This window comes from Oryzihumus leptocrescens (assembly GCF_006716205.1).
GTDB classification, from domain to species: Bacteria; Actinomycetota; Actinomycetes; order Actinomycetales; family Dermatophilaceae; genus Oryzihumus; species Oryzihumus leptocrescens.
In genome coordinates this window covers 1,595,071-1,619,529 of the sequence record NZ_VFOQ01000001.1, presented here as the reverse complement: position 1 = coordinate 1,619,529, position 24,459 = coordinate 1,595,071, and the positions used below count along the sequence as shown (strand labels likewise).

Annotated in this window: 25 protein-coding genes; 16 read left to right on the top strand and 9 right to left on the bottom strand. The window is 75.1% G+C overall.

The window, feature by feature from the left end:
* The first annotated feature begins 24 nt into the window (after positions 1–24).
* Together FB474_RS07655 and FB474_RS07650 are read left to right on the top strand one after the other, a co-directional pair.
* Positions 25–498 carry an oligoendopeptidase F family protein gene (locus tag FB474_RS07655; protein ID WP_141788109.1) on the top strand — a complete coding sequence of 158 codons (474 nt, stop codon included), beginning with the start codon at positions 25–27 and terminating at the stop codon, positions 496–498.
* A 111-nt stretch (positions 499–609) separates the two neighbouring features.
* Positions 610–1,935, top strand: coding sequence for an HNH endonuclease signature motif containing protein (locus tag FB474_RS07650; RefSeq protein WP_141788108.1), 1,326 nt, complete (start codon positions 610–612; stop codon positions 1,933–1,935).
* A gap of 66 nt (positions 1,936–2,001) precedes the next feature.
* Here FB474_RS07650 and FB474_RS07645 read toward each other — a convergent pair whose 3' ends face one another.
* Entirely contained in the window at positions 2,002–2,754 is a 753-nt protein-coding gene (locus FB474_RS07645; RefSeq protein ID WP_221632652.1) for a cobalt-precorrin-6A reductase, read from the bottom strand.
* A gap of 14 nt (positions 2,755–2,768) precedes the next feature.
* On the opposite strand from FB474_RS07645, the gene FB474_RS07640 reads away from it, so the two are divergent.
* Positions 2,769–3,917 carry a cobalt-precorrin-5B (C(1))-methyltransferase gene (locus tag FB474_RS07640; protein ID WP_221632474.1) on the top strand — a complete coding sequence of 383 codons (1,149 nt, stop codon included), beginning with the start codon at positions 2,769–2,771 and terminating at the stop codon, positions 3,915–3,917.
* A gap of 53 nt (positions 3,918–3,970) precedes the next feature.
* Here FB474_RS07640 and cobM read toward each other — a convergent pair whose 3' ends face one another.
* Positions 3,971–4,756, bottom strand: coding sequence for a precorrin-4 C(11)-methyltransferase (cobM, locus tag FB474_RS07635; RefSeq protein WP_141788106.1), 786 nt, complete (start codon positions 4,754–4,756; stop codon positions 3,971–3,973).
* Positions 4,753–6,051, bottom strand: coding sequence for a precorrin-6y C5,15-methyltransferase (decarboxylating) subunit CbiE (cbiE, locus tag FB474_RS07630; protein ID WP_141788105.1), 1,299 nt, complete (start codon positions 6,049–6,051; stop codon positions 4,753–4,755). Before cbiE ends, cobM begins: the two co-directional genes overlap by 4 nt.
* A gap of 297 nt (positions 6,052–6,348) precedes the next feature.
* Here cbiE and FB474_RS07625 point away from each other — a divergent pair, with 297 nt between their 5' ends.
* The 3 genes from FB474_RS07625 to FB474_RS07615 are packed head-to-tail and all read left to right on the top strand — an operon-like array spanning position 6,349 to position 8,562.
* Positions 6,349–7,203: an MEDS domain-containing protein gene (locus tag FB474_RS07625; protein ID WP_141788104.1), complete on the top strand. Its 855-nt coding sequence runs from the start codon at positions 6,349–6,351 to the stop codon at positions 7,201–7,203.
* Positions 7,200–8,144: an anti-sigma factor RsbA family regulatory protein gene (locus FB474_RS07620; protein ID WP_141788103.1), complete on the top strand. Its 945-nt coding sequence runs from the start codon at positions 7,200–7,202 to the stop codon at positions 8,142–8,144. The genes FB474_RS07625 and FB474_RS07620 overlap by 4 nt, the downstream gene beginning before the upstream one ends.
* A 22-nt stretch (positions 8,145–8,166) precedes the next feature.
* Positions 8,167–8,562 carry a universal stress protein gene (locus FB474_RS07615; protein ID WP_141788102.1) on the top strand — a complete coding sequence of 132 codons (396 nt, stop codon included), beginning with the start codon at positions 8,167–8,169 and terminating at the stop codon, positions 8,560–8,562.
* A 20-nt stretch (positions 8,563–8,582) separates the two neighbouring features.
* Here the strand turns inward: FB474_RS07615 and FB474_RS07610 are convergent, their stop codons facing one another.
* Positions 8,583–10,076: a cobyric acid synthase gene (locus FB474_RS07610; RefSeq protein ID WP_141788101.1), complete on the bottom strand. Its 1,494-nt coding sequence runs from the start codon at positions 10,074–10,076 to the stop codon at positions 8,583–8,585.
* Positions 10,069–11,016 carry a cobalamin biosynthesis protein gene (locus FB474_RS07605; protein WP_141788100.1) on the bottom strand — a complete coding sequence of 316 codons (948 nt, stop codon included), beginning with the start codon at positions 11,014–11,016 and terminating at the stop codon, positions 10,069–10,071. Before FB474_RS07605 ends, FB474_RS07610 begins: the two co-directional genes overlap by 8 nt.
* A 295-nt stretch (positions 11,017–11,311) precedes the next feature.
* Here FB474_RS07605 and FB474_RS07600 point away from each other — a divergent pair, with 295 nt between their 5' ends.
* Genes FB474_RS07600 through FB474_RS07575 form a run of 6 tightly spaced genes read left to right on the top strand, consistent with a single transcriptional unit; the run spans position 11,312 to position 16,972 of the window.
* The gene (locus tag FB474_RS07600; protein ID WP_141788099.1) at positions 11,312–12,031 is read left to right on the top strand and encodes an SCO2322 family protein; all 720 of its coding nucleotides are present in this window, start codon (positions 11,312–11,314) and stop codon (positions 12,029–12,031) included.
* A gap of 23 nt (positions 12,032–12,054) precedes the next feature.
* Positions 12,055–13,191: an energy-coupling factor transporter transmembrane component T gene (locus tag FB474_RS07595; RefSeq protein ID WP_141788098.1), complete on the top strand. Its 1,137-nt coding sequence runs from the start codon at positions 12,055–12,057 to the stop codon at positions 13,189–13,191.
* Entirely contained in the window at positions 13,188–14,816 is a 1,629-nt protein-coding gene (locus FB474_RS07590; RefSeq protein WP_141788097.1) for an ABC transporter ATP-binding protein, read from the top strand. Before FB474_RS07595 ends, FB474_RS07590 begins: the two co-directional genes overlap by 4 nt.
* Positions 14,813–15,604 (top strand): ECF transporter S component, encoded by a 792-nt coding sequence (locus FB474_RS07585; protein WP_141788096.1) that lies wholly within the window; start codon positions 14,813–14,815, stop codon positions 15,602–15,604. The genes FB474_RS07590 and FB474_RS07585 overlap by 4 nt, the downstream gene beginning before the upstream one ends.
* Positions 15,601–16,152, top strand: coding sequence for a bifunctional adenosylcobinamide kinase/adenosylcobinamide-phosphate guanylyltransferase (gene cobU, locus FB474_RS07580; protein ID WP_141788095.1), 552 nt, complete (start codon positions 15,601–15,603; stop codon positions 16,150–16,152). Before FB474_RS07585 ends, cobU begins: the two co-directional genes overlap by 4 nt.
* A 7-nt stretch (positions 16,153–16,159) precedes the next feature.
* Positions 16,160–16,972, top strand: coding sequence for an adenosylcobinamide-GDP ribazoletransferase (locus tag FB474_RS07575; RefSeq protein WP_221632472.1), 813 nt, complete (start codon positions 16,160–16,162; stop codon positions 16,970–16,972).
* On the opposite strand, the gene gcvT is transcribed toward FB474_RS07575, so the two are convergent.
* Positions 16,973–18,079, bottom strand: coding sequence for a glycine cleavage system aminomethyltransferase GcvT (gene gcvT / locus FB474_RS07570; RefSeq protein ID WP_141788094.1), 1,107 nt, complete (start codon positions 18,077–18,079; stop codon positions 16,973–16,975). It abuts the gene before it with no gap.
* A gap of 147 nt (positions 18,080–18,226) precedes the next feature.
* Here gcvT and FB474_RS07565 point away from each other — a divergent pair, with 147 nt between their 5' ends.
* Complete coding sequence (locus FB474_RS07565) at positions 18,227–19,741, top strand: leucyl aminopeptidase (protein WP_141788093.1); 1,515 nt, start codon at positions 18,227–18,229, stop codon at positions 19,739–19,741.
* A gap of 85 nt (positions 19,742–19,826) precedes the next feature.
* Here FB474_RS07565 and FB474_RS07560 read toward each other — a convergent pair whose 3' ends face one another.
* Both FB474_RS07560 and FB474_RS07555 read right to left on the bottom strand, forming a co-directional pair.
* On the bottom strand, positions 19,827–20,015 hold the full coding sequence (locus FB474_RS07560; RefSeq protein ID WP_141788092.1) for a DUF5302 domain-containing protein: 189 nt from the start codon (positions 20,013–20,015) through the stop codon (positions 19,827–19,829).
* 75 nt (positions 20,016–20,090) lie between these two features.
* The gene (locus FB474_RS07555; RefSeq protein WP_246092076.1) at positions 20,091–21,098 is read right to left on the bottom strand and encodes a glycoside hydrolase family 3 N-terminal domain-containing protein; all 1,008 of its coding nucleotides are present in this window, start codon (positions 21,096–21,098) and stop codon (positions 20,091–20,093) included.
* Here FB474_RS07555 and FB474_RS21155 point away from each other — a divergent pair.
* The gene (locus FB474_RS21155; RefSeq protein ID WP_246092075.1) at positions 21,064–21,333 is read left to right on the top strand and encodes a hypothetical protein; all 270 of its coding nucleotides are present in this window, start codon (positions 21,064–21,066) and stop codon (positions 21,331–21,333) included. The two genes, FB474_RS07555 and FB474_RS21155, sit on opposite strands and share 35 nt — an antisense overlap.
* Positions 21,334–21,379: 46 nt before the next feature.
* Here the strand turns inward: FB474_RS21155 and FB474_RS07550 are convergent, their stop codons facing one another.
* Positions 21,380–21,718 carry a hypothetical protein gene (locus FB474_RS07550; RefSeq protein ID WP_141788090.1) on the bottom strand — a complete coding sequence of 113 codons (339 nt, stop codon included), beginning with the start codon at positions 21,716–21,718 and terminating at the stop codon, positions 21,380–21,382.
* 115 nt (positions 21,719–21,833) lie between these two features.
* On the opposite strand from FB474_RS07550, the gene FB474_RS07545 reads away from it, so the two are divergent.
* Together FB474_RS07545 and lpdA are read left to right on the top strand one after the other, a co-directional pair.
* Positions 21,834–22,889 carry a hypothetical protein gene (locus FB474_RS07545; protein ID WP_141788089.1) on the top strand — a complete coding sequence of 352 codons (1,056 nt, stop codon included), beginning with the start codon at positions 21,834–21,836 and terminating at the stop codon, positions 22,887–22,889.
* A 173-nt stretch (positions 22,890–23,062) separates the two neighbouring features.
* Positions 23,063–24,439 carry a dihydrolipoyl dehydrogenase gene (gene lpdA / locus FB474_RS07540; RefSeq protein WP_141788088.1) on the top strand — a complete coding sequence of 459 codons (1,377 nt, stop codon included), beginning with the start codon at positions 23,063–23,065 and terminating at the stop codon, positions 24,437–24,439.
* The last annotated feature ends 20 nt before the right edge of the window (positions 24,440–24,459 follow it).

Below are 24,459 nucleotides of genomic sequence, written 5' to 3'. Positions count from 1 at the left end.
CCCTCGTCCCGCTGGGAGGCACCGATGTCAGAGACCACGACACCGAGCCGGACACTGCCGCCGGAGCTGGAGGTCCTGCGCCGCCGGCGCGCGGAGATGGGCGAGTCGATCGCCGCGGTCGAGCAGGCGCTGACGGCGCCCGCGCCCGGCCGGGTCGCCGCGTGGGCCGAGCGCGTGCACGCCGCCCTCGTTGAGCTGTCCGCGGACCTGCGGGTGCACGTCGAGGTGACGCAGGCGCCCGACGGGCTGTTCGCCCAGGTGGTCGCCAGCTCACCGCGCCTCTCTGGAGCCGTCGCGCGACTCAACCGCGAGCACACCCACCTGCTGCCGGCGGTCGAGACCCTGGTGCAGGACGGGGAGGGCGTGGTGGACACGGCCGGCGTCGAGTCGCTGCGCGAGGGGTGCGCGGACCTGCTGCGGTCGCTGGCGCGGCACCGGCAGGCGGGGGCGGACCTGGTCTACGAGGCGTACGTCGTCGACATCGGCGGGGAGACCTGAGCCCGGGCTGACCCGGGCTGACCCGGCTCGCGCGGGTCTGTCGCGCTCCGGTCGGGTGTGCCTGTGGACGAATGGCGGGAGGTGTCGGCGCCCAGCCCTAGTCTTGAACACATGTTCGAACTCAGCGTGGAGCAGGTGCGGCAGACGCCCATGGGCGAGCTCGCCGCGCGCCTCGATGCGCTGGTCGCGGACGAGCTGGCGGCCGCGACCGCCGGGACCGGTGAGGCCGTCGTGCTGGCCGCCCAGCGGGTCAAGAACGCGGTCGATGCCCTGGCGCTGCAGGCCATCGCCGCGATCGCCGCGCGTGAGAGGGAGTGGCTGGAGGCCATCCCGGTCGATGCGCCCGTCGGGACGTCGGTCCCGGCGGGCGGGACGGACGACGAGTGGGAGTTCGTGGCCGACCGGATCGCGCCGCTGCTGTGCCTGACCGGGCGGGCCGCGGACCTGCGAGTGACGCTGGCCAGGGACCTTGACCGGCTCCCGCGCACCCTGGCCGCGATGCGTGAGGGCCGCCTCGACGCCTACCGTGCCGGGCTGATCGGCACCGAGGCCCAGCACCTGGCCGACGCGCAGGCCGGAGTGCTGGAGGAGACGTTGCTGCCCGACGAGCCGGTGCTCGACCGGTTCGGCCGGGAGGTGCCCGACGCCACCGGGCTGACCTCGACGAAGCTGCGGGCACGGGCCCGCCGGGCGGTCGCCCGCATCGACCCCGACGCGCTGCGCCGCCGGGCCGAGCGCGCCCCGGAGGGACGGTTCGTCTTCACCCGGCCGGGCACCGAGCCCGGGATGACGCAGTGGTGCGCCGACCAGCCCACCCACGCCAGCGCCCAGGCCTGGGCAGCCATCGACGCCCTGGCTCGCGACTACCTGGCGCGTGACGCGGCCACGCCGCACCGCCGGACACTCGACCAGGCGCGCGCCGACGCGATGATCGACCTCATCCTGGGCAACGCGAGCGTGACCACCGTGCTGGAGCTGACCGTCCCGGTGCCGGCAGAGCCCGGCGTCGTGGGTGTCGAGCTCCCTCGGCACGGCATCCTCCCCATGGATATCGTCGACCGCCTGGTCAACGGCTGCGACACCCCGCTGCGCCGGCTCCTGTTGGACCCGGTCACCGGTCAGGTGCTGCGGTCCGACCCGACGGCCTACCGACCCAACGCCGCCCTGGCCCGCGCCGTGCGCACCCGAGACGGCACCTGCCGGTTCCCCGGGTGTGCGGTGGCCGCGACTGGTTGCGACCTCGACCACGTGGTCCGGTTCCCGGACGGGCCGACCGACGAGGCCAACCTCATGGCCTTGTGCCGACACCATCACCGGCTCAAGCACCAGGCGGGCTGGCGAGTGCAGATGTCAGCCGACGCGGTGTGCACCTGGACCACGCCGTCCGGGGTGGACCATGTCAGCGGGCCCCGGGACTACCGCGACCTCGCCGCCTGAGCGATGTCGCGACGCCCCCGCGCGTCGGTCGGCATGCCAGTCGCCCGTGACCGTCACCGGTGGCCGTCACCGGTGCCCGTCACCGAGCCACGCCAGAGCGTCCTCCACACCGGGCACGACCGGGACGCCCTCGGGCAGCGGTGGGCGGCTCACCACCACCACCGGTATGCCGCGCCGCCGTGCCGCCTCCAGCTTGGCCGCGGTCGCGTGGCCGCCGCTGTTCTTCGTGACAAGCACGTCGATGCCGTGCCGCACCATCAGGTCGAGCTCATCGACGAGGGTGTACGGCCCGCGGTCGAGCAGCAGCACGTGGCGCCGAGGCAGCGGCACGTCCGGCGGGTCGACGGTGCGCACGACGAACGCCAGGTCGTCCAGGTGCGCGAAGGCGTCCACCCCCTGACGGCCGGTCGTCAGCAGTGGCCGGCGACCGAGGTGCGGCAGGATGCGGGCAGCCTCCTGGAGCGAGCCCACCTCGTGCCACCGGTCCCCCGGCCCGGCCACCCACGCGGGACGGCGCAGCACCAGCAGGGGAACATGGACCTGCGTCGCAGCGCGTGCGGCGTGGGACGTGATCGTGGCGGCGAAGGGATGCGTGGCGTCGATGACCCGGTGGATGGACCGCTCGACGAGCCATCGGGCCAGCCCTGCCTCGCCCCCGAAGCCGCCCACCCGGACCTCACCCTCGGGGAGGACGGGGTCGCGCACCCGACCAGCCAGCGAGCTCGTCACCTCGACGTTCGGCACCGTCGCCAGGCACCCGGCCAGCTGTCTCGCCTCGGTCGTGCCGCCCAGGACCAGGACCCGCTGCCGCCCGCTCACGAACCCGACCCGCCGTGGCTGAGCCGACGACGCCGCCGCCGGCGCCGCAGCAGGGTGGGCGCCCGGCCCAGCTCGAGCGCACCGGGCTGCGCAGTGGCTGGACCACCGGAGCGTGCGCGACGGCGGCGACAGCCGCGGCATACACCGCACTGCTCACCGGTGAGTTCCCCGACCCGGTGACCATCACCCTGCCCAAGGGCCAGCAGCCGGCGTTCGCCCTCGCCGTGGAGGACGTTGGCGACGGGTGGGCGATGGCGGGCGTGGTCAAGGACGCCGGGGACGACCCGGACGTGACCCACGGGGCGCTCGTGCGGGCGACCGTGCGGCGCGGCCAGCCCGGCGCCGGCGTCACCTTCGTCGCCGGCCCCGGCGTGGGCACCGTGACCCTCCCCGGCCTGCCGCTCCCCGTGGGCGAGCCGGCGGTGAACCCGGTGCCGCGCCAGATGATGCGCGACCACGTCACGGCCATCGCGGACCAGCACGGCGACCGCGGCGACGTGGTGGTCGAGCTGTCCGTGGACGGCGGCGAGGAGATCGCGCGGCGCACGTGGAACCCCCGCCTCGGCATCGTCGGCGGCCTGTCGATCCTCGGCACGACCGGCATCGTGGTGCCGTACTCCTGCTCGGCGTGGATCGACAGCATCCGCAGGGGGATCGACGTCGCCCGAGCCATCGGGCACACCCACGTCGCGGGGTGCACCGGATCGACCTCCGAGCGGGTGGCGATCGCGGAGTACGCCCTGCCCGACGACGCCCTGCTCGACATGGGTGACTTCGCCGGTGCGGTCCTGAAGTACCTGCGGCGCCACCCGATCGACCGGCTGACCATCGCGGGCGGGTTCGCCAAGATGTCCAAGCTCGCGGCCGGTCACCTCGACCTGCACTCTGGCCGCTCCCAGGTCGACACCGGCTTCCTCGCCAACCTGGCGCGGGAGGCCGGCGCCGACGAGCGGCTCACCGCGGCCGTGGCTGGGGCCAACACCGGGCTGGAGGCGGCCGAGCTCTGTCTCGAGGCGGGGGTGCCGCTCGGTGACCGCGTCGCGGAGCGGGCGCGCGACGTCGCGCTCGGGGTGCTGCGCGGCGCCCCGGTGACCGTGGACGCGATCTGCATCGACCGTGCCGGGGCGATCCTCGGCCGCGCCGCCCCGCGCGGACCACGCTGACCACCCGCGGTCCGGATCGTCGCCCGGCCACGCAGCCCACCCCGGCCCGACGCTCATGACTGCTCGGGACCCGGAGCGCAGGCGGCCGGCCCATCGCCGCTGCGGTCCCGCCCTGGCGAGTACAGGTAGCTGTCGCCGAACTGCTCGGCCCCGAGCACCTGGCCCACGAGGATCACCGCGGTGCGGCGGATGCCGGCCTCGTGGACCTGACCCGCGATGTCCGCGAGCGTGCCGCGCAGCACCACCTCGTCCGGTCGGCTGGCCATCGCCACCACGGCGGCAGGGCACTGCGCGCCGTAGTGCGGCACCAGCTCGGCCACCACCTGGTCGACCAGGTGCGTCGCCAGGTGCAGGACGAGCAGGGCCCGGCTGCGCCCGAAGGTTGCCAGGTCCTCCCCCGCTGGCATCGCCGTCGCTCGCTGGGCCAGCCGGGTCAGGACAACGCTCTGCCCGACCGTGGGCACGGTCAGCTCACGGCCCAGGGCCGCGGCCGCGGCGGCGAAGGCGGGCACACCCGGCACCATCTCCCACGGCACACCCGCCGCATCCAGCCGGCGCACCTGCTCGGCGACGGCGCTGTAGATCGACAGGTCGCCCGAGTGCAACCGGGCCACGTCCAGGCCGGCGGCGTGGGCGGCCACGAGCTCGGCGGTGATCTGGTCCAGGTCCAGCCCGGAGGTGTCGACCAGCCGCGCGCCCGGCGGGCACTGGGCCAGCAGCTCGGGCGGGACCAGGCTCCCGGCATACAGGCAGACCGGCGAGGTGGCGACGATCCGCTGCCCGCGCACCGTGATGAGGTCGGCGGCGCCCGGGCCGGCACCGATGAAGCGGACGGTCATCGCGCCACCTCCGCCGCGACCTGAGCTCCCTGCGAGGCTGGCTCCAACGGCTCCAGCGGCTCCACTGGCTTCGCGACCGCCCACTGGGTGACGGGCATCGCCGCGCGCCACCCGGTGAACCCGCCGACCGGCACGGCATGCGAGACCGCCACCCGGGTCAGCTCCCCGCCGTGGGTGGCGTACCACCGGGCGAGCAACGCCTCGGACTCCAGCGTGACGGCGTTGGCGACCAACCGGCCGCCGGGGCCCAGGGCGGACCAGCACGCCTCCAGCAGGCCCGGCGTGGTGAGGCCGCCGCCGACGAACACCGCGTCCGGTGCCGGCAGGCCGTCCAGGGCCGCCGGTGCCGCACCCGTCACCACCCGCAGGCCGGGCACCCCCAGGCGGACGGCGTTGCCGGTGATCCGCGCCGCCCGGTCGGGGCGGGCCTCCACCGACACCGCCCGACAGGTCCGGTGGGAGCGCAGCCACTCGATCGCGATGCTCCCCGAGCCGCCACCGACGTCCCAGAGCAGCTCCCCCGGCGCCGGGGCGAGCGCCGCCAGGGTCACCGCCCGCACCTCCCGCTTGGTCAGCTGACCGTCGTGGTCGTACGCCTCGTCCGGCAGGCCCGGCACCAGCGACAGGCGCGGGCCAGGGGCCACGGCAGCCGAGGGACGGCAGCGCACCGCCACGACGTTGAGCGGCGCTCCCGGTGCGGCCACCCACGTGGCCGCAACACCCTCGACCCGGCGCTCGGAGGCCGAGCCCAGCTGCTCGAGCACGACGAGCTCGCTCGCACCAAAACCCCTGTCCCGCAAGAGGTCTGCCACCAAAGCCGGAGTCGAGGCGTCGGCGCTGAGCACCAGCAAGCGCACCCCGTCATGCAGATCGCGGGCGACTGCCGACACGGGGCGGCCGACCGCGCTCACCACGGTCGTGTCCTCCACCGACCAGCCGAGCCGGGCGCAGGCCAGCGAGATCGAGGAGGGGTGCGGCAGCATGTGCACCGCCTCGCTCCCGAGCTCCTCGACGAGCGCCCGACCGATGCCGAACCACATCGGGTCGCCGCTGGCGAGCACCACCAGCCCTGCCGCGCGGTGCTCGGCCACGAGGGAGGCCAGCGCGGGGCGCAACGGTGTGGGCCAGGCGACGCGGCGCGCCCGCACCTCCGCCGGGAGCAGGTCCAGCTGTCGGCGACTGCCCAGCACCACCCCGGCCGACCGCAGCGCCTCCTGCGCTGGTGGTCCCAGCCCGGCCCACCCATCGGCGCCGATCCCGACCACGGCGACGGCCTCCCCACCCGCACCGTCCACCGGAGGATCACCCTGACCCTCCACCTGAGGTCGAGAGTATTGCCCAGGGTCTGTCGAGCGCACGACGGCACCGGCCTTCCTCGAGGTGTCCACGCCTCGGGTCAAAGGTCAATCGCGGTCGACGGCCGCAGTTCCTGGCTCGCGCGCGTACGCGCCCACAGTGGCGGGACCGCCCCGGACTGGGCCACACGGCATACCGCGTGGCCGGCACCGAAGTTCCTGCCGCACCGTCGAAGGTGTCGCGCGAGCCTATCCGCACCCTGTCCCGGGCTCCCCCGGCAGGCGTACCCTCATGCAATGGCGACCGCCACTCAGGGCACGCCCGCCGTCGGCTGGGACGGTCACCTGCTCCTGCTGCACCGCAGCGAGGCCGAGCGCGGCGACGCGGTGACCGAGTGGGTGCGTCACGGGCTCGAGTCCGACGAGCGGGTCATCTACGCCGAGCGTCCCGAAGAGTCGCCCGAGCGCAGCCTGCTCGGGGTGCTGCACGAGCGCGGCCTCGACACCTCCGCGGCGGTGGAGGAGGGGCGCCTGGTCGTCCTGCCGGTCGGCGACTTCTACCCCCGCGAGGGCCAGGCGGCGCTCGTGGACCGGGCCCTCGACGAGGGGTTCCACCGGGTCCGCCTGTCCGCCGAGGCCCGCGTCGCGCTGTCCAAGGTGGCCCAGGACGACTACGAGCACTACGAGGACGCCATGGACGTGCTCTGCGCGACCCGGCCGGTGTCCGCGCTGTGCCAGTACGACCAGGGCAGCACGACCGGCTGGTGGCTGCGCCGCGCCACCGGGTCCCACCTCGGCGGCCTGCGCGAGACCCAGCTGCGCAGCACGCCCGCGGAGGGTGGTCTGTGCCTCGTCGGCAGCGTCGACGTCAGCAACGACCGCGTGCTCGAGGCCGTGCTCCAGCAGGTGACCGGCCTGCACGACGAACCCGGTGCCGCCAGCCCCGACGACGACCTGCTCTGGCTCGACGTGCGTGCCCTCGACTTCATCGACGTCGCGGGCTGCCGCGCCCTGGCCCGCTCCACCGAGCGCTTCCGTCGGGGTGGCGGCGGCGTGGTCCTGGTGGCACCCAAACCGGTGGTCGACCGCACCCTGCACCTCATGGGGCTCGACGAGATGCCGGGCGTCGCGGTGGTCACGGGCCGGCCATGACCCCGGCCCACGAGGGGCTGGTGCACAACGCCCTCATCCACACCGCCGACGAGCAGCTGCTCGCGGCCGCCGTGCCGTTCCTGCGTGAGGGCCTGGCCAGCGGTGGCGCGGCCGTTGCCGTGTGCAACGAGCAGCAGTGCGGCCTGCTCTCCGAGGCCCTGGATGACGACCGCCTCCAGCTGCTCCCCGGCGGCGGGCAGTACCGCCGCAGCACGATGGCCCTCGACGGCTACCGCAGGATGATGGAGGACGCCCTCGAGGAGGGCGTCAGTCGCGTCTGGCTGGTCAGCGACACCGACTTCGGCCAGAACCCGCTGCTGTGGCAGGAGTGGGCGCGCTACGAGGCCTACGTCAACCGTGCCCTCGCCGCGTTCCCGCTCACCACCCTGTGCCTGTATGACGCGCGGCGGCTCCCGGACGAGGCCATCCGCTACGGGCGGATGACCCACCCGCGGCTGCGCTCCGGTGCCACGTGGGAGACCAACCGCGACTACCTCGACCCCGACGCGTTCGCCCGGGCCATGCCGCCTGCCGACGAGCAGATCGAGGCGACCCCGTCGATGCGCGCGGTGCTGCACGACCGGATGGCGCTGTCCCAGCTGCGGGAGGACTTCCGCCGTGCGATGCACTCCGTCGGCGCCGACCCCGACGCCTCGGAGGAGTTCATCGCCGCTTTCAGCGAGGTGGCCGCCAACGCCCTGGTGCACGGCCTGCCGCCGGTGTGGGTGCGGCTGTGGGCACAACCGCAGCGGCTCGCGTGCACGGTCAGCGACCACGGCTCCGGGTTCGCGGACGACTTCGCCGGCTACCTGCCGGAGGACCCCTACGGCCTGGCCGCCTCCGGCCGCGGGCTCTGGCTTGCCCGCATGCTGTGCGACCGCGTCGAGATGTGGTCCGATCCGGCAGGATTCACGGTGAGGCTGTCCACCTGGCCAGACTGACCTCGACCAAGGAGCCCGTCCCGTGATCATTCTCGCCGGCTACATCCCCACCCCCGAGGGCCTGGCCGCGGTCGACGCCGCCGTCGCCCAGGCGCAGCGCGACAACGCCCGCCTCGTCGTCGTCAACGCCGTGCACCACGGCAACTACGCCGACCCCAACTTCGCCGAGGGCCGCGACCTCGACGCCCTCGAGAAGCAGCTCGCCGCGTCGGGCGTGCCCCACGAGGTGCGCCAGCCCACCGAGGACACCGCCGCCGGCGACTCGATCCTGAATGCGGCCCGTGAGGTCGGCGCCGACCTGATCGTCATCGGCCTGCGCCGCCGCTCCCCCGTCGGCAAGCTCATCACCGGCAGCACGGCGCAGCAGATCCTGCTCGAGGCCGAGTGCCCGGTGCTGGCGGTCAAGCCGCCGGCCTGAGCATCCGACGCCCTCCGGGCTCAGCCGTCGAGGCCCATCAGCGCGCCGAGCGCCGCGGTGTCCAGGTGCTCCTCGACCGCGTCGGCGAGCCGGTCGAGCATGGCCTCCCGACGCGCGGCGAACCCGGGCGCGGCGGTCTGCGGCACCCAGGCGACCCCGGCCCGCTGCGCCACCTCGGTGAGGAACGCGCGCCGGAAGCCGTCGGACTCGAACGCGCCGTGCCACGTCGTGCCGTGCACCGCGCCCCGGCTCCACCCGTCGAGGAACGGGCTCACGCCGGCGGCCTCCGGCCGCAGCGTGGCGCTCCCGTGGTGGATCTCGTATGCCGTGACCTCCTGCCCGCGCCACTCACCCCGCGGTGTCCCCAGCAGCTTCTCCGGCGCGAAGGTCACCCGCGTCGGTAGCAGCCCGAGGCCGGGAACCGTTGTGGTAGAGGCCGACTCGACGGCGGCGCAGTCCTCGATGACCTCGGCCAGCATCTGGTAGCCACCGCAGATCCCGAGCACCGGACGGCCGGCCGCGGCCCGGGCCAGGACGGCGTCGGCCAGCCCACGCTCACGCAGCCACGCCAGGTCCGACAGCGTCGCGCGGGTGCCGGGCAGCACCACCAGGTCGGCGCCGGCCACGACGTCGGGGTCGGCGGTGACGCGCACGTCGACACCGGGCTCGGCGGCCAGGGCGTCCACGTCGGTCGCGTTGGAGACCCGCGGGAAGCGGACCACCGCCACCGACAAGGTCGCCCCCGCCGCCCGACCCGCGTCCCCAGCCCCGCCGCCCCCACCGGACCACCCCGCGATGGCGAGGGCGTCCTCGGAGTCCAGCCACACGTCGTGCAGGAAGGGCAGGACGCCGAGGACCGGGCGACCGGTGCGGTCCTCGAGCATGCGCAGCCCCGGCTGCAGCAGGCCGAGGTCGCCGCGGAACTTGTTGACCACCCAGCCGCGCACGTGCGCCTGGTCGGCCTCGTCGAGCAGGGCGAGGGTGCCGTACATCGCGGCGAACACGCCGCCGCGGTCGATGTCGCCCACCACCACGACGGGCAGGTCGACCGCCCGGGCCAGGCCCATGTTGACGTAGTCGCCCTCGCGCAGGTTGATCTCCGCCGGGCTGCCGGCACCCTCGGCCACCACCACGTCGTAGCGACTGGCCAGGTCCTCGAACGCCTCAAACGCCTTCTGCGCCAACACCTTCCGCCCGGTAGCCCACTCCCCCGCCTGCAGCTCGCCGAACGGCCGGCCCATGAGCACGACGTGCGAGCGCCGGTCCGACCCGGGCTTGAGCAGCACCGGGTTCATCGCCGCTTCGGGCACCGCCCGCGCGGCCACCGCCTGCACCCACTGGGCCCGGCCGATCTCCGCACCGTCGGCGCACACCATCGAGTTGTTGGACATGTTCTGCGCCTTGAACGGCGCCACCCGCACGCCCCGCCGGGCCAGCCAGCGGCACAGCCCGGCGGTGACCAGGCTCTTGCCCGCGTCGGAGGTGGTCCCGGCGACCAGCAGCCCCCTAGCCACGACGCCTCCCGGCGCCGGCCGCGACGAGCACCGCCACCGCGAGCGCTGACACCGACACGGCCCGCGACAGCGTCACCGCGCGCCCCAGGTCACGCACCCGCACCTCGCGTCCGCCATCCAGCACGCCGCGGTCCTCCACGGTGTCGCCGTACCGGTTGACGCCGCCCAGCCTGACCCCCAGCGCCCCGGCGAACGCCGCCTCGACCGGGCCGGCGTTCGGGCTCGGGTGGGCCGCCGCGTCGCGCTGCCAGACCCGCCACGCGTCATCGCCCCGGCCGCCGACGAACCACGCCGTCGCCGTCGCCAGCAGCGCGGCCACCCGTGCCGGCACGAGGTTGGCCAGGTCGTCGAGCCGGGCCGAGGCCCAGCCGAAGCGGTGGTGCCGTGCCGAGCGGTAGCCCACCATCGCGTCGAGGGTGTTCACCGCGCGGTAGCCGAGCAGGCCCGGCGCCCCCGCCACGGCACCCCACAGCAGCGGGGCCACGACTGCGTCGGAGGTGTTCTCCGCCAGCGACTCCACACTCGCGCGGGCCAGCTCGCCGGCCTCCAGCCCGGTGGCGTCGCGCGCGCACAGGTGCGACAGCCGGCGGCGCGCCCCAGGCAGGTCACCCTCGCGCAGCAGCCCCGACATCGCGGCCCCCTCGCGGGCCAGCGAGGTGCCACCGAGCACGCTCCACGTGGCCGCGGCGACCACCGCCGCCTCCCCGACGGCACTGCCGCGCACCAGCCGCTCGCCGGCCCAGCCCAGGCCGGCCGCGCCGGCCACCAGGCCCGCGGTGTACGCCGCGCCCCGGGGCCTGCTGTCGGCCCACCACCGGCGCTCCGCCGCCCGGGCGACCCGCCCGAACGCGGCCACGGGGTGCCCGCGCCCCGGGTCCCCGAGGAGGGCGTCGGCGGCGAAGCCGAGGGCCAGTCCGGCGGCGCGGGCGCGTCTGCTCATGGGGCACCTCTCCTCGTGGCGGGGACCACTTTGACACCCCTCGATGCCGCGTGGGACCGTGCGAGCACCGCACGTCTGCAGCCAGGGGAAGCCGGTCCAAGTCCGGCGCTGACCCGCAACCGTAGGCCGTCACCGCAGTCGCCGCCCAGGCGGCCCGGCGACGGCGAGCCGGAGCACCTGTCGTGGACGTCGGCTCCAGTGTTGATCGTCCGTCGTGGAATGCGGACCGGAGCCGAAGGCGCAGACCCGGCCCCGGCCCCCTGCCCTTCTCGCCACCGGCCGCGAGGAGAGGTTCATGTCCCACTCGCGCCCCATCGCCGTGCGCCCCCTGCGCCCGGCTGCCCTGCTCACCCTCGCCGCCCTCGTGGCGGCCCTGTTCACCGCCGTCATCGCCCCCGCCGGCGCCGCCCACGCGGCCGCCTACCGCTACTGGGGCTACTACCACCTCGACTCCGGCAAGTGGGCCTTCGCCCAGACCGGCCCGGACAAGTTCACCCCGAAGGACGGCGCCATCGAGGGCTGGCGCTTCGCCGTCGGTGACGAGAGCTCCACCCGCCTGCCCCGGGCGACCCCCACCTTCGAGGACATCTGCGGGGCGACCCCCGCCGTCGCCGGCAAGAAGCGCGTCGGCCTGGTCCTGGACTACGGCCGTCCGGCCGACGCCGAGGCGGGCACCCCGCCGGCTCCGACCGCCAAGTGCGCCGTCGTCGACACCAAGGCCACCGGCGCCGAGGTCCTGGCCGCGGTCGCGAGCGTGCGCTCCGAGGGTGGCCTGACCTGCGCCATCGACAGCTGGCCGGCCACCGGCTGCGGCGGAGAGGTCAAGCAGGTCTCGGCCGCCGCCAAGGCCGCGGACACCCCGGTCACCATCGCCGCGGCGAAGAAGGCCGACGCCCCCGCGGCCGCCAAGGCCTCTTCGGGCACGAGCACCTCGACCCTGGTCCTCATCGGCGTCATCGTCCTGGCCGCGCTCGTCGTCGGCGCGGTCGCACTGCGCCGCCGCAGCAGGGCCTGACCGGACCGGCACCAGGACCACCCGTGCTCACGGCCGCCGACCGCCCCAGCCTCCCGCGACTGCTGCATCCCGTCGCGTGGTGGGTCTGGGGCGTCGGTCTGGCCGCAGCCGCCTCGCGCACGACCAACCCGTTCCTGCTCCTGCTCATCGGGGCGGTCGCGGCGTGGGTGGTCCTGGAGCGTCGTGAGCTGGGGGCGTCCAACGCCTTCGCCGGCTTCCTGGTCATCGGCCTCGTAGCCGTCGGGCTGCGGGTGCTCATGGCCGCCCTGCTCGGCGGCGGCGTCACCGGCCGGGTGGTGCTCTTCCGACTGCCCGAGATCCCGCTGCCGGCGTGGACCGCCGGGGTACGCCTCGGTGGTGCGGTGACGCTGGAGGGCGTGCTCGCCGCCGCATACGACGGGTTGCGGCTCGCCGCGATCCTGGCCTGCCTGGGCGCCACCAACGTGCTGGCCAGCCCACGGCGGCTGCTGCGCTACGTCCCCGCGACGCTGTACGACGTGGGCACCGCCGTCGTCGTCGCGCTCACCTACGCCCCGCAGATGGTCGAGGACGCCGGCCGCGTCCGGGCCGCCCGCCGCCTGCGCGGCCACTCCGGCCGGGGGCTGCGCGAGATGGCTCGCCTGGCGGTCCCCGTGCTCGAGGGCGCGCTGGACCGCTCGCTCGCGCTGGCCGCCTCGATGGAGTCGCGCGGGTACGGTCGAGCCGTGCACCGCACGCCAGCCTCCCGGCGCCGGGCCAGCGCGCTGACCGTGCTCGGCCTGCTCGGCGTCGTCGCCGGGCTCTACGGCCTGCTCGACGGGTCCAGCCCGCCGTTGATGGGCCTGCCGCTGCTCTTCCTGGGCGTCCTTCTCGCCGGGGCGTCCCTGGCCACCGGCGCCCGCCGCGACCCGCGGACCCGCTACCGCCGCGACCCGTGGGCCCTGCCGGAGTGGGCCGTCGCCGCGTGCGGGACCGTCCCGGCCGTGGTGATGTTCGTCGGCAGCGACCAGGGCTGGCCGGGCATCACCCCGGTCCAGGTCCCGGCCACGCTGCCCGAGCTCCCCGTGGTCGCGGTGCTGGCCATCGGGGTCGCCGCCCTGGCCGCCTGGGTCAGCCCCCCGCCGCCGCAGCGTGCCGCCGCCACCGTCCCTGCCCGCGAGAAGGTCCAGGTGCCAGCGTGATCGAGTTCCACGACGTCAGCGTGCGGTATGCCGGTGCGCCGGCCCCCGCGCTCCGCGACGCCGACTTCACCATCCCCGAGGGCGAGCTGGTGCTCGTCGTCGGCCCGACCGGCAGCGGCAAGTCCACGCTGCTGCGTTGCATCAACGGCCTCGTCCCGCACTTCTCCGGCGGCACCCTCGGCGGCCGGGTCGTGGTGGAGGGCCGCGACACCCGCACCCACCGGCCGCGCGACCTGGCCGACCTCGTCGGCGTCGTCGTGCAGGACCCGGTCGCCTCGTTCGTCACGGACACCGTCGAGGAGGAGATCGCCTACGGCATGGAGGCGCTCGGCGTCGACGCCACGGCGATGCGCCGCCGGGTCGAGGAGACCCTCGACCTGCTCGGCCTGGCCGAGGTGCGGGGCCGCGCCCTGCGCGACCTGTCCGGCGGCCAGCAGCAGCGGGTCGCCATCGGCGCGGTGCTGGCCGCGGGCCCGCGCATCCTCGTCCTGGACGAGCCCACTTCCGCCCTGGACCCGGTGGCCGCCGAGGACGTGCTCTCGGCCCTGCAGCGCCTGGTCCACGACGTCGGCCTGACCGTGGTCCTGGCCGAGCACCGGCTCGAGCGGGTGATCCACCACGCCGACCGCGTGCTGCTCGTCTGCGACGGGCAGGTGTCCCCGCTGCTCGACCCCGCCGAGGCGATGGTCGGCTCCCCCGTCTTCCCGCCCGTCATCGGGCTGGGCCGGGTGTCCGGGTGGGTCCCGCTGCCGTTGTCGGTGCGCGACGCCCGGCGCCGCGCGGCGTCGCTGCGGCGGACCCTCGAGGCGGACGGCGCGGCGCGGCACGCTGACCCGGCACCCCAGCCGACCACGGAGTCCACTGCCACCAGCGTCGAGGCCCACGGGCTGGTCGTGCGCCGCGGCCCGCTGGTGGCCCTGCGCGGCATCGACCTGGCGCTGCACCCCGGCACGGTCACGGCCGTCATGGGTCGCAACGGCGCCGGCAAGTCCACCCTGCTGGGCGCGCTGTCCGGCCAGCTCCCCGCCTCCGCCGGCCGGGCCAGCGTGGCCGGGCTTGACCCGGCCGGCGCGGCCCCGGCCACCCTGGTCCGCCACGTCGGCCTGGTCCCCCAGGACCCCACCGTGCTCCTGTATGCCGAGTCGGTCGCCCAGGAGTGCCGCGCCGCCGACCGCGACTTCGGCGCCCCCGCCGGCACGGCCCGCGAGCTGCTGCGCACCATCGCCGGCGACGTCGACGACGAGCTGCACCCGCGGGACCTCTCCGAGGGGCAGCGGCTCAGCCTCGCCCTCGCCGTGGTCCTGACCGGCCGCCCGCCGGTCCTGCTGCTCGACGAGCCGACGCGCGGCCTGGACTACCAGGCCAAGGCCCGGCTCGTCACCGTGCTGCGGGACCTGGCCGGCAGCGGCCACACCGTCCTCCTGGCCACCCACGACGTCGAGCTGGCCGCCGAGGTCGCCACCGACGTGGTCGTCCTGGCCGACGGCGAGGTCGTCGCCCAGGGCCCCGCCCGCGGCGTGCTGGCCGGCTCCCCGGCGTTCGCCCCGCAGGTCGCCAAGATCGTCCACCCGCTGCCCTACCTCACGGTTGCCGACGTCAGCGCCGCGCTGGAGCGCGCGTCGTGATCTCGCTGCGCTGGCCCGGGGCGGTGGCGCTGCTGCTGGTCACCCTCGTCGGCGTGGCCTCCTTCGGCTGGCCCTTCGTGGTCGCCCCGGGCACGGGGCTGGCCCACGGCCAGGACGCACCGTGGCTGTTCGCCGCGCTCCTCGGCCTGCTCGCGCTGGTGCTGCTCGCGGAGGTCTCCGCCGGCGGGCTGGACCCGCGCACCGTGGCCGTCCTCGGCGTGCTCGCGGCGACCGGCGGCGCCCTGCGGGTGCTCAGCGCCGGGACTGCCGGGCTCGAGCCGATGTTCTTCCTCCTCGTGCTCGCCGGGCGGGTCCTCGGCCGCAGCACCGGCTTCGTCCTCGGCGCCCTCGCCGTGCTCACCGGGGCGTTCCTCACTGGCGGGGTCGGCCCGTGGCTGCCGTTCCAGATGGTCTCCGCCGGGTGGGTGGCCCTCGGGGCCGCCCTGCTGCCGCCCGCGACGGGGCGCGCCGAGCGGGTCATGCTCGCGGCATACGGGCTGGCCGCGGGGTTGCTCTACGGCGCGGTGATGAACCTGTGGTTCTGGCCGTTCATGGGCGCCAGCGCCCCCACCGGGGCGGGCTTCGTGCCCGGCGCGGAGGTGACCAGCAACCTCGGCCACTACGCCGCGTTCTACCTCGCGACCTCCCTGGGCTGGGACGTCCCGCGCGGTCTGCTGACCGCGGCGCTGGTCCTGGTGGCGGGCCGGCCGGTGCTTGCTACCCTGCGCCGGGCGGTGCGCCGCGCCGCCTTCGACGCTGAGGTGATCTTCGAGGACCCTGACCGATGACCACGACGCTCGTGACGGGCGGCGCCCGCAGCGGCAAGAGCCGCTACGCCGAGAGCCTGCTCGACCACCGCACCCGGGTGACCTACATCGCCACCGGCACGGTGCCGGACGGCACCGACCAGGAGTGGAGCGACCGCATCTGGCGTCACCGGATGCGCCGGCCGGCCTGGTGGTCGACCGTCGAGACCTCGCGGCTGGCCGCCGCGATCGACTCGGCCTACAACCCGGTGCTGGTCGACTGCCTGGGCACCTGGCTGGCCCGGCAGATCGACGACATCGACGGCTGGCACGACCCGCAGGGCACCGGTGCCTACCTCGAGAAGCGCACCGAGGAGCTCCTGGCGGTGCTGCGCTCGGCAGTGGTCGACGTGGTGATGGTGACCAACGAGGTCGGCCTGTCCATCGTGCCGGACACGGCCTCGGGCCGGCTGTTCCGCGACGAGCTCGGCCGCCTCAACGCCGCGGTCAGCGCGGTGTGCGACAACGTCGTCCTCGTCGTGGCGGGGCGGGTGCTGGACCTGTCCGGCTGCCCGGTCGTCCCTGCCTGAGCACGGCGTGACCACCCCGCCGGCGGGACGGCAGCCGGGCACCCTCGCCGACGCCCTGCGCCTGTCCGTCGGCACCCTGACCGCGGTGCCGGTGGCGCCGCCGCGCCGGGTCGACCGGCAGGTGGCCGGGCTGGCGATGGCCCTGGCCCCGGTGGCCGCGCTGCCCCTCGCCGTCCCGGTCGTGCTGGTCCTGCTCGTCGGACGGGCCGTGCACGCCCCGGCCGGGGTGGTCGCGGTGCTGGTCGTCACCGGCCTCGTGCTGGGCACCCGCGCGATGCACCTGGACGGCCTGGCCGACACCGCCGACGGGCTGTCAGCCAGCTATGACCGCGAGCGGGCGCTGGAGGTCATGCGCCGCAGCGACATCGGCCCCAGCGGGGTGGCCGCCGTCGCATTGGTCCTGCTGCTGCAGGTGGCCGCCCTGACGGCCCTCGCGGGGTCGGCGGCCGGTGCCGTCGCGGCCGGGGTGGCGGTCCTGCTCGGCCGCCACGGCCTGGCCTGGGCGTGCGCCACCGGCGTGCCGTCCGCCCGTCCGTCCGGCCTCGGCGCGACGGTCGCCGGCAGCATCCCGCGCCGGGCGGTCGCCGCCTGCGCCGTCGTCGCCCTCGCCCTCGCCGCCGTGGCGGTGGCCCTGGCCGGCGCCGCCTGGTGGCTCGGCCCCGCGATGTGGGCCGGTGGGGTGCTTGCCGCGGCCGCGGTGCTGCGCCGGTGCACCACCCGGCTGGGCGGGGTCACCGGCGACGTCCTCGGCGCCGTGGTCGAGCTCGGCGCCGCCGCGTCCCTCACCGTGGCCGCGATGCTCCTGCCCCACGCAGGGTGACTACTCCCCGCGGACCTGGACCTGCACGAACGGCGGCTTGACGACCTTCGCCTCGAGGTCGCGGCCACGCACGTCGATCACCACGGTGTCGCCCTCGGCCACCGACGGCGCCAGCAGCGCCAGCGCGATGCCCTGCTTGAGGGTCGGCGAGAACGTGCCCGAGGTGACCTCCCCGATGACCTCACCGGAGGGTGAGCGGACCTCGCAGTGGGCACGCGGGATACCCCGGCCGGTGGCCAGCAGGCCCCAGGAGGTACGCCGCGCGCCGGCCTGCTTCTCGGCCAGCAGCGCCTCGCGGCCCCAGAAGGCGGGCTTCTTCCAGCCCACCGCCCATCCGGCGCGCGCCTGCACCGGGGTGATGGCGAGGCTGAGGTCGTTGCCGTGCAGCGGGTAGCCCATCTCGGTGCGCAGGGTGTCCCGCGCGCCCAGGCCGCAGGGCAGCCCGTCGAACGCCGCGGCCGCCTCGACCAGGGCGTCCCACAGCGCCGGGGTGTCGTCCCACAGCGGGACCAGCTCGTAGCCGCGCTCACCGGTGTAGCCGGTGCGGCAGACGATCACCGGGCGGCCCTGCCAGTCGGCCTCGACGAAGGACATGTAGTCGTGCCCGGTTGGCAGGCCGAGCGCCTGCAGCACCTCGTCGCAGTGGGTGCCCTGCACCGCGATGACGCCGTAGCGGTCGTGGAGGTTCTCGACGGTGACGCCCTCGGGCGCCGCCGCGGCCAGGCGCCGCACGACCTCGGCGGTGTTGGCGGCGTTGGGGATGAGGAAGACGTCGTCGTCGGCCTTGAGGTAGGCGATGAGGTCGTCGACCACGCCACCGGTCTCGTCGCAGCACAGGGTGTACTGCGCCTTGCCCGGCGCGATCCGGCCCAGGTCGTTGGTCAGGCAGGCGTTGACGAACTCCGCCGCGCCCGGGCCGCTCACGCTGGCCTTGCCGAGGTGGCTGACGTCGAACAGGCCGACCCGCTCGCGGACCGCGGTGTGCTCGCGGACGACGCCGCCACCGGGGTACTCGATCGGCATCTCCCACCCGCCGAAGTCGGCCATCTTGGCCCCGAGGGCCACGTGGCGGTCGTGCAGCGGCGAGGTCAACAGGTGCGAGGTCATGAGCGGCAACCTACCGCCCGCCCCCTCTGGCTATCCTCGGGCGGTGGACGCGCGCGGACCCGCGCACGACCGCGGCCCGGACCCCGCACGCGACACCCCGTGGGGCGCCCGCGCCCGCCCTGTCCGTCCCCGACGAAATGGACCCCCGTGACGACGCTGACCGTCTCCGACCGCCCGGCGAGCGACCTCAAGGTCGACGCCCTCGTCCTCGCCACCGTCAAGGCCGACTCCGGCGCCGCCCTGGCGCCCGGCCACGGCCTGCCCAAGGCCACCGGTGAGCACCTGACGAACGCGCTCAAGGCGCTGTCCGCCAAGGGCACCCCGGACGAGGTCATCAAGCTGCCGGCCGTCCCCGGCGTGGCCGCCCCGCTGGTCGTGCTGACCGGCCTGGGGGCCGCCCCCGCCCGCGGCGCCTGGGACCACGAGGTCCTGCGCCGGGCCGCCGGCTCGGCCACCCGCGCCCTCGGCGGCGTCGCCAAGGTCGCCCTGGCCCTGCCCGGTGTCGACGCCGCGGCCGTGGGCGCGGTCAGCGAGGGCGCGCTCTACGGCGCCTACGCCTTCGCCGGCCACCGCAGCCAGCCCGCCACCACCACGCCCCCGAGCGCGCTGACCGTCCTCACCGGCGAGGCCCGTGACAAGGACGTCAAGGCGGCGGTCAAGCGGGCGAGCGCCCTGGCGCAGGCCCGCGCCTACGCCCGCGACCTGGTCAACACCGCGCCGAACCTGCTCTACCCGGAGACCTTCGCCGACTCGGTCAGGGAGCGCGCCGCCAAGACCGACGTCAAGGTCTCGGTGCTCGACAAGAAGGCGCTGCTCAAGGGCGGCTTCGGCGGGATCATGGGCGTCGGCCAGGGCTCGGCCAACCCGCCCCGGATCGTCACGATGACCTACGCCCCGAGCAAGGCCAGGGCGCACATCGCCTTCGTCGGCAAGGGCATCACGTTCGACTCCGGCGGCCTGTGCATCAAGCCCCCGGCCTCGATGCTGACCATGAAGTCCGACATGGCCGGCGCCGCTGCCGTGGCCGCCGCGGTCCTCGCCGCGGCCGAGCTGCAGCTGCCGGTCGCGGTCACCGGCTACCTGTGCCTGGCCGAGAACATGCCCGGCGGCAACGCCCAGCGTCCCGGCGACGTCGTGACGATGCGCGGCGGCAAGACGGTGGAGATCATCGACACCGACGCCGAGGGCCGCATGGTCATGGCCGACGGCCTCGTCCTCGCCGGCGAGAAGAAGCCCGACGCCATCCTCGACATCGCCACCCTGACCGGCGCCCAGCAGATCGCGCTCGGCAACCGCGTCGCCGCGGTCATGGCCAACGACGACGACCTGCGCGACCTGGTCCGCGCCGCCGGCAACAGCACCGGCGACGCCCTGTGGCCGATGCCGCTGCCCGCCGACATGCGGCCCAACCTCGACAGCCAGATCGCCGACATCGCGCACAAGGGCGACAAGTTCGGCGGCATGCTCACCGCGGGCATCTTCCTCGGCGAGTTCATCCCGCAGCAGGACAAGGGCGAGGCCCGCATCCCGTGGGCGCACCTCGACATCGCCGGCCCCTCGTTCAACGAGTCCGGCCCGTGGGGCTACACGCACAAGGGCGCGACCGGCTTCGGCGTCGCCACCCTGGTCGCGGTCCTGGAGCGCTACGCGACCGCGGGCTGACCCCGCCCCGCGCCGCGGCAGACACGACGACGCCGGCCCCCTCCTGGACGGAGGTGGCCGGCGTCGCTGCGGTATGCCGGGTGGTTCAGCCGCTCTTGCGACGGAACATCTGCTGGCCCCGGGCGGGTCCGTGGGCGTCGTGGACCTTGGAGGGGTCCCCACCCCCGGAGACGTCCCGGCCGCCGTGCGCGTGCTTACGCTCCAGCGCCTCGCGGAACTTCGCCTTCACGTCGTCGCCGGGGCCCTCGTGGGAGCCTTCGTGACTGGCAGACATGCGTAACCTCCTGCGTCGGTCGTGCGGCCCACACTGACACGGGTGCCGTGCGCCCACCACCGGATTTCGTCCCGGTCAGGGCAGCAGGTGCGCCGCCGCCTTGGCCCGCAGGACGCGCAGCGCGGCGGCATCGACCTTCGCCCGGAACGCCGGGTCGGCTCCGGCCCTGCCGAGCACCGCTCGCTGCATCGCGGCCACCGGCGAGGCGTCGACCACCAGGACCATGTCCCCGCCCGCGGCGAGGAACCCCACCGCGCGGGCGCCCGGGGCCCAGGCGGAGACCTGGCGGGCGTTGGCGAGGTCGTCGGAGATGACGACGCCGCCGAACCCGAGGTCGTGCCGCAGCATGCCGCCGATGACGGTCGGCGAGAACGCCGCCGGCCGCGTCGGGTCGACCCGGGTGTAGGTGGCAGTCGACACCATGACGAACGGCGCCCCGGCGCGGACCGCCGCGGCAAAGGGGGCGAGGAACGGGTCGTGCCGGGTCGTGACCCGGTCGGTGACCGACGCGGCGGTGTCGGTGTTCTCGTGCACCCGGCCGAGACCGGGGAAGTGCTTCGCCGCGACGGCGACACCGGCCGAGCGCATCCCCGCCGCGAAGGCCAGGCCGTGGCTGGTCACCGTCGCCGGGGTGTAGCCGTACTCCCGGCCGAGCGCCCCGATCGGGGGGTTGGTGCGGGCCGCCGCGACCCCGGGCACCACGTCGAGCACCGGGGCGAGGTCGAGGTTGACCCCCGCCGCCCGCAGCTGGCGGCCCCATCCTGCGGCCACGGCCTGCAGCCGGGCCGGTGCCATCCCTCCCTGGCTCAGCGCCCCGGGCAGGGTCGACAGGCCCGGCCCGCTGAGCACCTGCACCTGACCGCCCTCCTGGTCCGTGGCGACGAACATCCCCACCCCGCCGGCGGTGGCCGCGCGCAGCACACGGGCCGTGCGGGCCGGCACGGCGGTGCCGGCCCGGCTGCGACCGGTGAGCATGACGTTGCCGACATGCAACCGGCTGACCGCGTCGAGGGTCGCCGGGCTGGCAGAGGTGGCCGGCGAGCCCACCATGAACAGCTGGCCGACCCGCTGCGCGAGCGTCATCCGGGCCAGCGCGGTCCGGGCCGGGTCGGGGGCCGGCGCCGTCGCGGTCGGCGGCGCCGACCGCGTGGGCGTGACCACCGTGGGGCTCGTCGACGTGGTCGGCGACGGTGGCTGCGTGACCGGCGACCGGGACGCCACCGTCTTCACCGCGCGCCTCGGCGGTCCCGAGTCACATCCCCCGGCGGCTGCTGCCCCGAGCAGGGTGGCGGCGGTCACGGAGGCGAGCAGCGTGTGACGGGAAGGCATCGCACCCATCCTCTCGTGGCGCGGCGGCGGGGCGTTCAGCGCCGTCGCTGGCGGGAGGTCCACTCGCGCATCCGGCGCGGGTAGCCCGTAAGGTGCACGTCGTAGACCGGGATGCCCAGGGCCCGGGCGAACTCGAACGCCGCCTGCTGCGACGGCACCGCGCGGCGGGTCCACTCCCCGTCGTGCGCCACCAGCACCACCGTCGTGGCGGTCATGTTCGTCGCCGGCTCCACGTAGGCCTCCACGCCGCGGCGGCTCCTGGCGAACTCGGCGAGGTAGGCCCGCACGGTGCCCGTGTCGATCGACACGTCAGGGCCGTCGGCTCGACTGCCGGACCCCCCGCGCCGGCCGCGCAGCCGGTCCCACCAACCCATGGACCGAGCGTATGTCGCGCCATCGCGGCCGTCCGCGCATTTGGCGTGATTGCCCGCGCGTCACGTTTCTGCAAACGCAGCGCGGTGGGCGCCGCCCGCTGTCACTCTTCCGTTCGTGCGAACTCGACCCCCGAGGTGGGCCCTGCGCGCCGCCGTCGTCGTCGCCCTGGTGACCCTGACCGCCCAGGCCGGCTCCCCGGGACACGCGGCACCCGACGGGGCGCCCGCGACCGCTGCGGCCACGTCCGCTGCCGCCGCGCTCCCGACGACGCCTGCGGCGCGCGGCAGCAAGCCCCCGGCGCCGTTCGCCGCCAGCGCCGACGACGTGCTCTCCCGGCACCCCTCCTGGCCGCTCCCGGCCGACTGCTCCGCGCCGCAGCCCACGCCCTCACGCGCCCGCGCGCCGCTCGGTGACGGCTTCTCGCCCATCACGACGCTGGGCGCGCACCTGCGGATCCGGCGCGCCTACACCGTCTACGCCGGCGGCCTGACGCCGGGCGACGGGCTGCCCGACGTGCGGCCGTGCGACCAGCTGCTCTGGGACACCATCGCCGTCGCGTTCCCGAAGGACCTGCGCGCGCAGGTCACCGAGCTGGTCATCTTCGACGGCCGGGACAGCAACCAGGCGGGCGAGCTGCTCGGCGAGGTCGAGCCCTCGGTGCACGACCACGGGCGCTGGCGCCTGGCCCTGCGCGTGGACGACACCGACCCGCACGAGCTGCTGATCACGATCGCGCACGAGATCGCCCACCTGCTCAGCCTTGGACCCGACCAGGTCGCCTACAGCTACACCGACGACGAGTGCCCCACCTACCTGACCTTCACCGGCTGCCTGAACGCCTCGAGCATGCTCCTGACCTTCCTCGACGACACGTGGACCATGCCGCTGTTCCGGGAGTGGGCCCGGATCGACGCGGTGGAGTCGGACACCACCCGCCTGTCGCGGCTGGATGCCTTCTACGCCAAGCACCACGGCCAGTTCGTCACGCCCTACGCGGTCACCTCCCCGGAGGAGGACTTCGCGGAGTCCTACGCCTCGTGGTGTGTCGACGGCGCCGACGCCGGCGGCGACGGCGCGGCCAAGGTCCAGTGGATGGGCGACTCCGCGGCGGTGGCCCTGGGGTCGGTCGACGGCTGCGGGGTCCTGCGCGACCTCGCCCGGCGGAGCTGAGCCTGCGCGGAGGCGACGCGCCACGCCTCCTGGCACGCGGCATACCTGCGTGAGACTCCCGGGTGAAGAAGTGACAAGATGCACCCTGACGTCCCCGCCGCCGCCGGTATGCCGCGTGACGGGCTCCGGGGGCAGGACACAGTCAGCGCCGAACGCAAGGGAGCGTCAGCGATATGTCGGCAGGTGCCGAGAACTTCGACATCGTCATCCTCGGCGGCGGCAGCGGCGGCTACGCCTGCGCGCTCCGGGCCGCGGAGCTCGGCCTGTCGGTGGCCCTGGTGGAGAAGGGCAAGCTCGGCGGCACCTGCCTGCACATGGGCTGCATCCCCACCAAGGCGCTGCTGCACGCGGCCGAGGTCGCCGACACCGCGCGCGAGGGTGAGCAGTTCGGCGTCAAGACGACGTTCGAGTCCGTGGACATGAAGGGCGTCAACGCCTACAAGGACGGCGTCATCAGCCGGCTCTACAAGGGCCTGCAGGGGCTGGTGAAGTCCCGCAAGGTCGAGCTGGTCGAGGCCGAGGGCCGCCTCGTCGCGAAGAACACCGTCGAGGCCGGCGGGCGCACGCTGGTCGGCGGGCACGTCGTGCTGGCCACCGGGTCCTACGCGAAGACGCTGCCCGGCCTGGAGATCGGCGGCCGCGTCATGACCAGCGACCAGGCGCTCTTCCTCGACGACGTCCCGGGCCGCGTGGTCGTGCTCGGCGGCGGCGTCATCGGCGTCGAGTTCGCCTCCGTGTTCCGCTCCTTCGGCGCCGAGGTCACCATCGTCGAGGCCCTGCCGCGCCTGGTCGCCGCCGAGGACGAGGCCGTGTCCAAGCAGCTCGAGCGCGCCTTCCGCAAGCGCAAGATCGCGTTCAGGACCGGGGTGAAGTTCGCCGGCGCCACCCAGTCCGGCGACACCGTCTCCGTCTCGCTCGAGTCGGGCGAGACGATCGAGGCCGACCTGCTGCTGGTCGCCGTCGGCCGCGGCCCCAATGCCAGCGGCATGGGCTACGAGGAGCAGGGCGTGGCCATGGACCGCGGCTTCGTCCTCACCGACGACCGCCTGCGCACCAACGTCGAGGGCGTCTACGCCGTCGGCGACATCGTGCCCGGCCTGCAGCTGGCCCACCGCGGCTTCGCCCAGGGCATCTTCGTCGCCGAGGAGATCGCGGGCCTGAGCCCCGCCGTCATCGACGAGATGGGTATCCCGCGCGTCACCTACTGCGAGCCGGAGATCGCCTCCGTGGGCCTCACCGAGGCCCAGGCCCGCGAGAAGTACGCCGAGGTCGAGACCCTGGAGTACAACCTCGGCGGCAACGGCAAGAGCCAGATCCTGCAGACCCAGGGCTTCGTCAAGCTGGTCCGCGAGAAGGACGGCCCGGTCGTCGGGGTCCACATGATCGGCGCCCGCATGGGCGAGCAGGTCGGCGAGGCGCAACTCATCTACAACTGGGAGGCGCTGCCCTCCGACGTCGCCCAGCTCATCCACGCCCACCCCACCCAGAACGAGGCGCTCGGCGAGGCCCACCTGGCTCTTGCCGGCAAGCCGCTGCACGCCCACGCCTGACAGCCACCGCAGAACGAGGA

Excerpts from the sequence above, each read along its gene's own strand:
- FB474_RS07655 (WP_141788109.1), top strand. The coding sequence starts at position 25 with ATGTCAGAGACCACGACACCGAGCCGGACACTGCCGCCGGAGCTGGAG.
- FB474_RS07650 (WP_141788108.1), top strand. The coding sequence starts at position 610 with ATGTTCGAACTCAGCGTGGAGCAGGTGCGGCAGACGCCCATGGGCGAG.
- cobM (WP_141788106.1), bottom strand. The coding sequence starts at position 4,756 with ATGACCGTCCGCTTCATCGGTGCCGGCCCGGGCGCCGCCGACCTCATC.
- FB474_RS07625 (WP_141788104.1), top strand. The coding sequence starts at position 6,349 with ATGGCGACCGCCACTCAGGGCACGCCCGCCGTCGGCTGGGACGGTCAC.
- FB474_RS07620 (WP_141788103.1), top strand. The coding sequence starts at position 7,200 with ATGACCCCGGCCCACGAGGGGCTGGTGCACAACGCCCTCATCCACACC.
- FB474_RS07605 (WP_141788100.1), bottom strand. The coding sequence starts at position 11,016 with ATGAGCAGACGCGCCCGCGCCGCCGGACTGGCCCTCGGCTTCGCCGCC.
- FB474_RS07600 (WP_141788099.1), top strand. The coding sequence starts at position 11,312 with ATGTCCCACTCGCGCCCCATCGCCGTGCGCCCCCTGCGCCCGGCTGCC.
- cobU (WP_141788095.1), top strand. The coding sequence starts at position 15,601 with ATGACCACGACGCTCGTGACGGGCGGCGCCCGCAGCGGCAAGAGCCGC.
- gcvT (WP_141788094.1), bottom strand. The coding sequence starts at position 18,079 with ATGACCTCGCACCTGTTGACCTCGCCGCTGCACGACCGCCACGTGGCC.
- FB474_RS07560 (WP_141788092.1), bottom strand. The coding sequence starts at position 20,015 with ATGTCTGCCAGTCACGAAGGCTCCCACGAGGGCCCCGGCGACGACGTG.
- FB474_RS21155 (WP_246092075.1), top strand. The coding sequence starts at position 21,064 with ATGAACAGCTGGCCGACCCGCTGCGCGAGCGTCATCCGGGCCAGCGCG.
- FB474_RS07555 (WP_246092076.1), bottom strand. The coding sequence starts at position 21,098 with ATGACGCTCGCGCAGCGGGTCGGCCAGCTGTTCATGGTGGGCTCGCCG.
- FB474_RS07550 (WP_141788090.1), bottom strand. The coding sequence starts at position 21,718 with ATGGGTTGGTGGGACCGGCTGCGCGGCCGGCGCGGGGGGTCCGGCAGT.
- lpdA (WP_141788088.1), top strand. The coding sequence starts at position 23,063 with ATGTCGGCAGGTGCCGAGAACTTCGACATCGTCATCCTCGGCGGCGGC.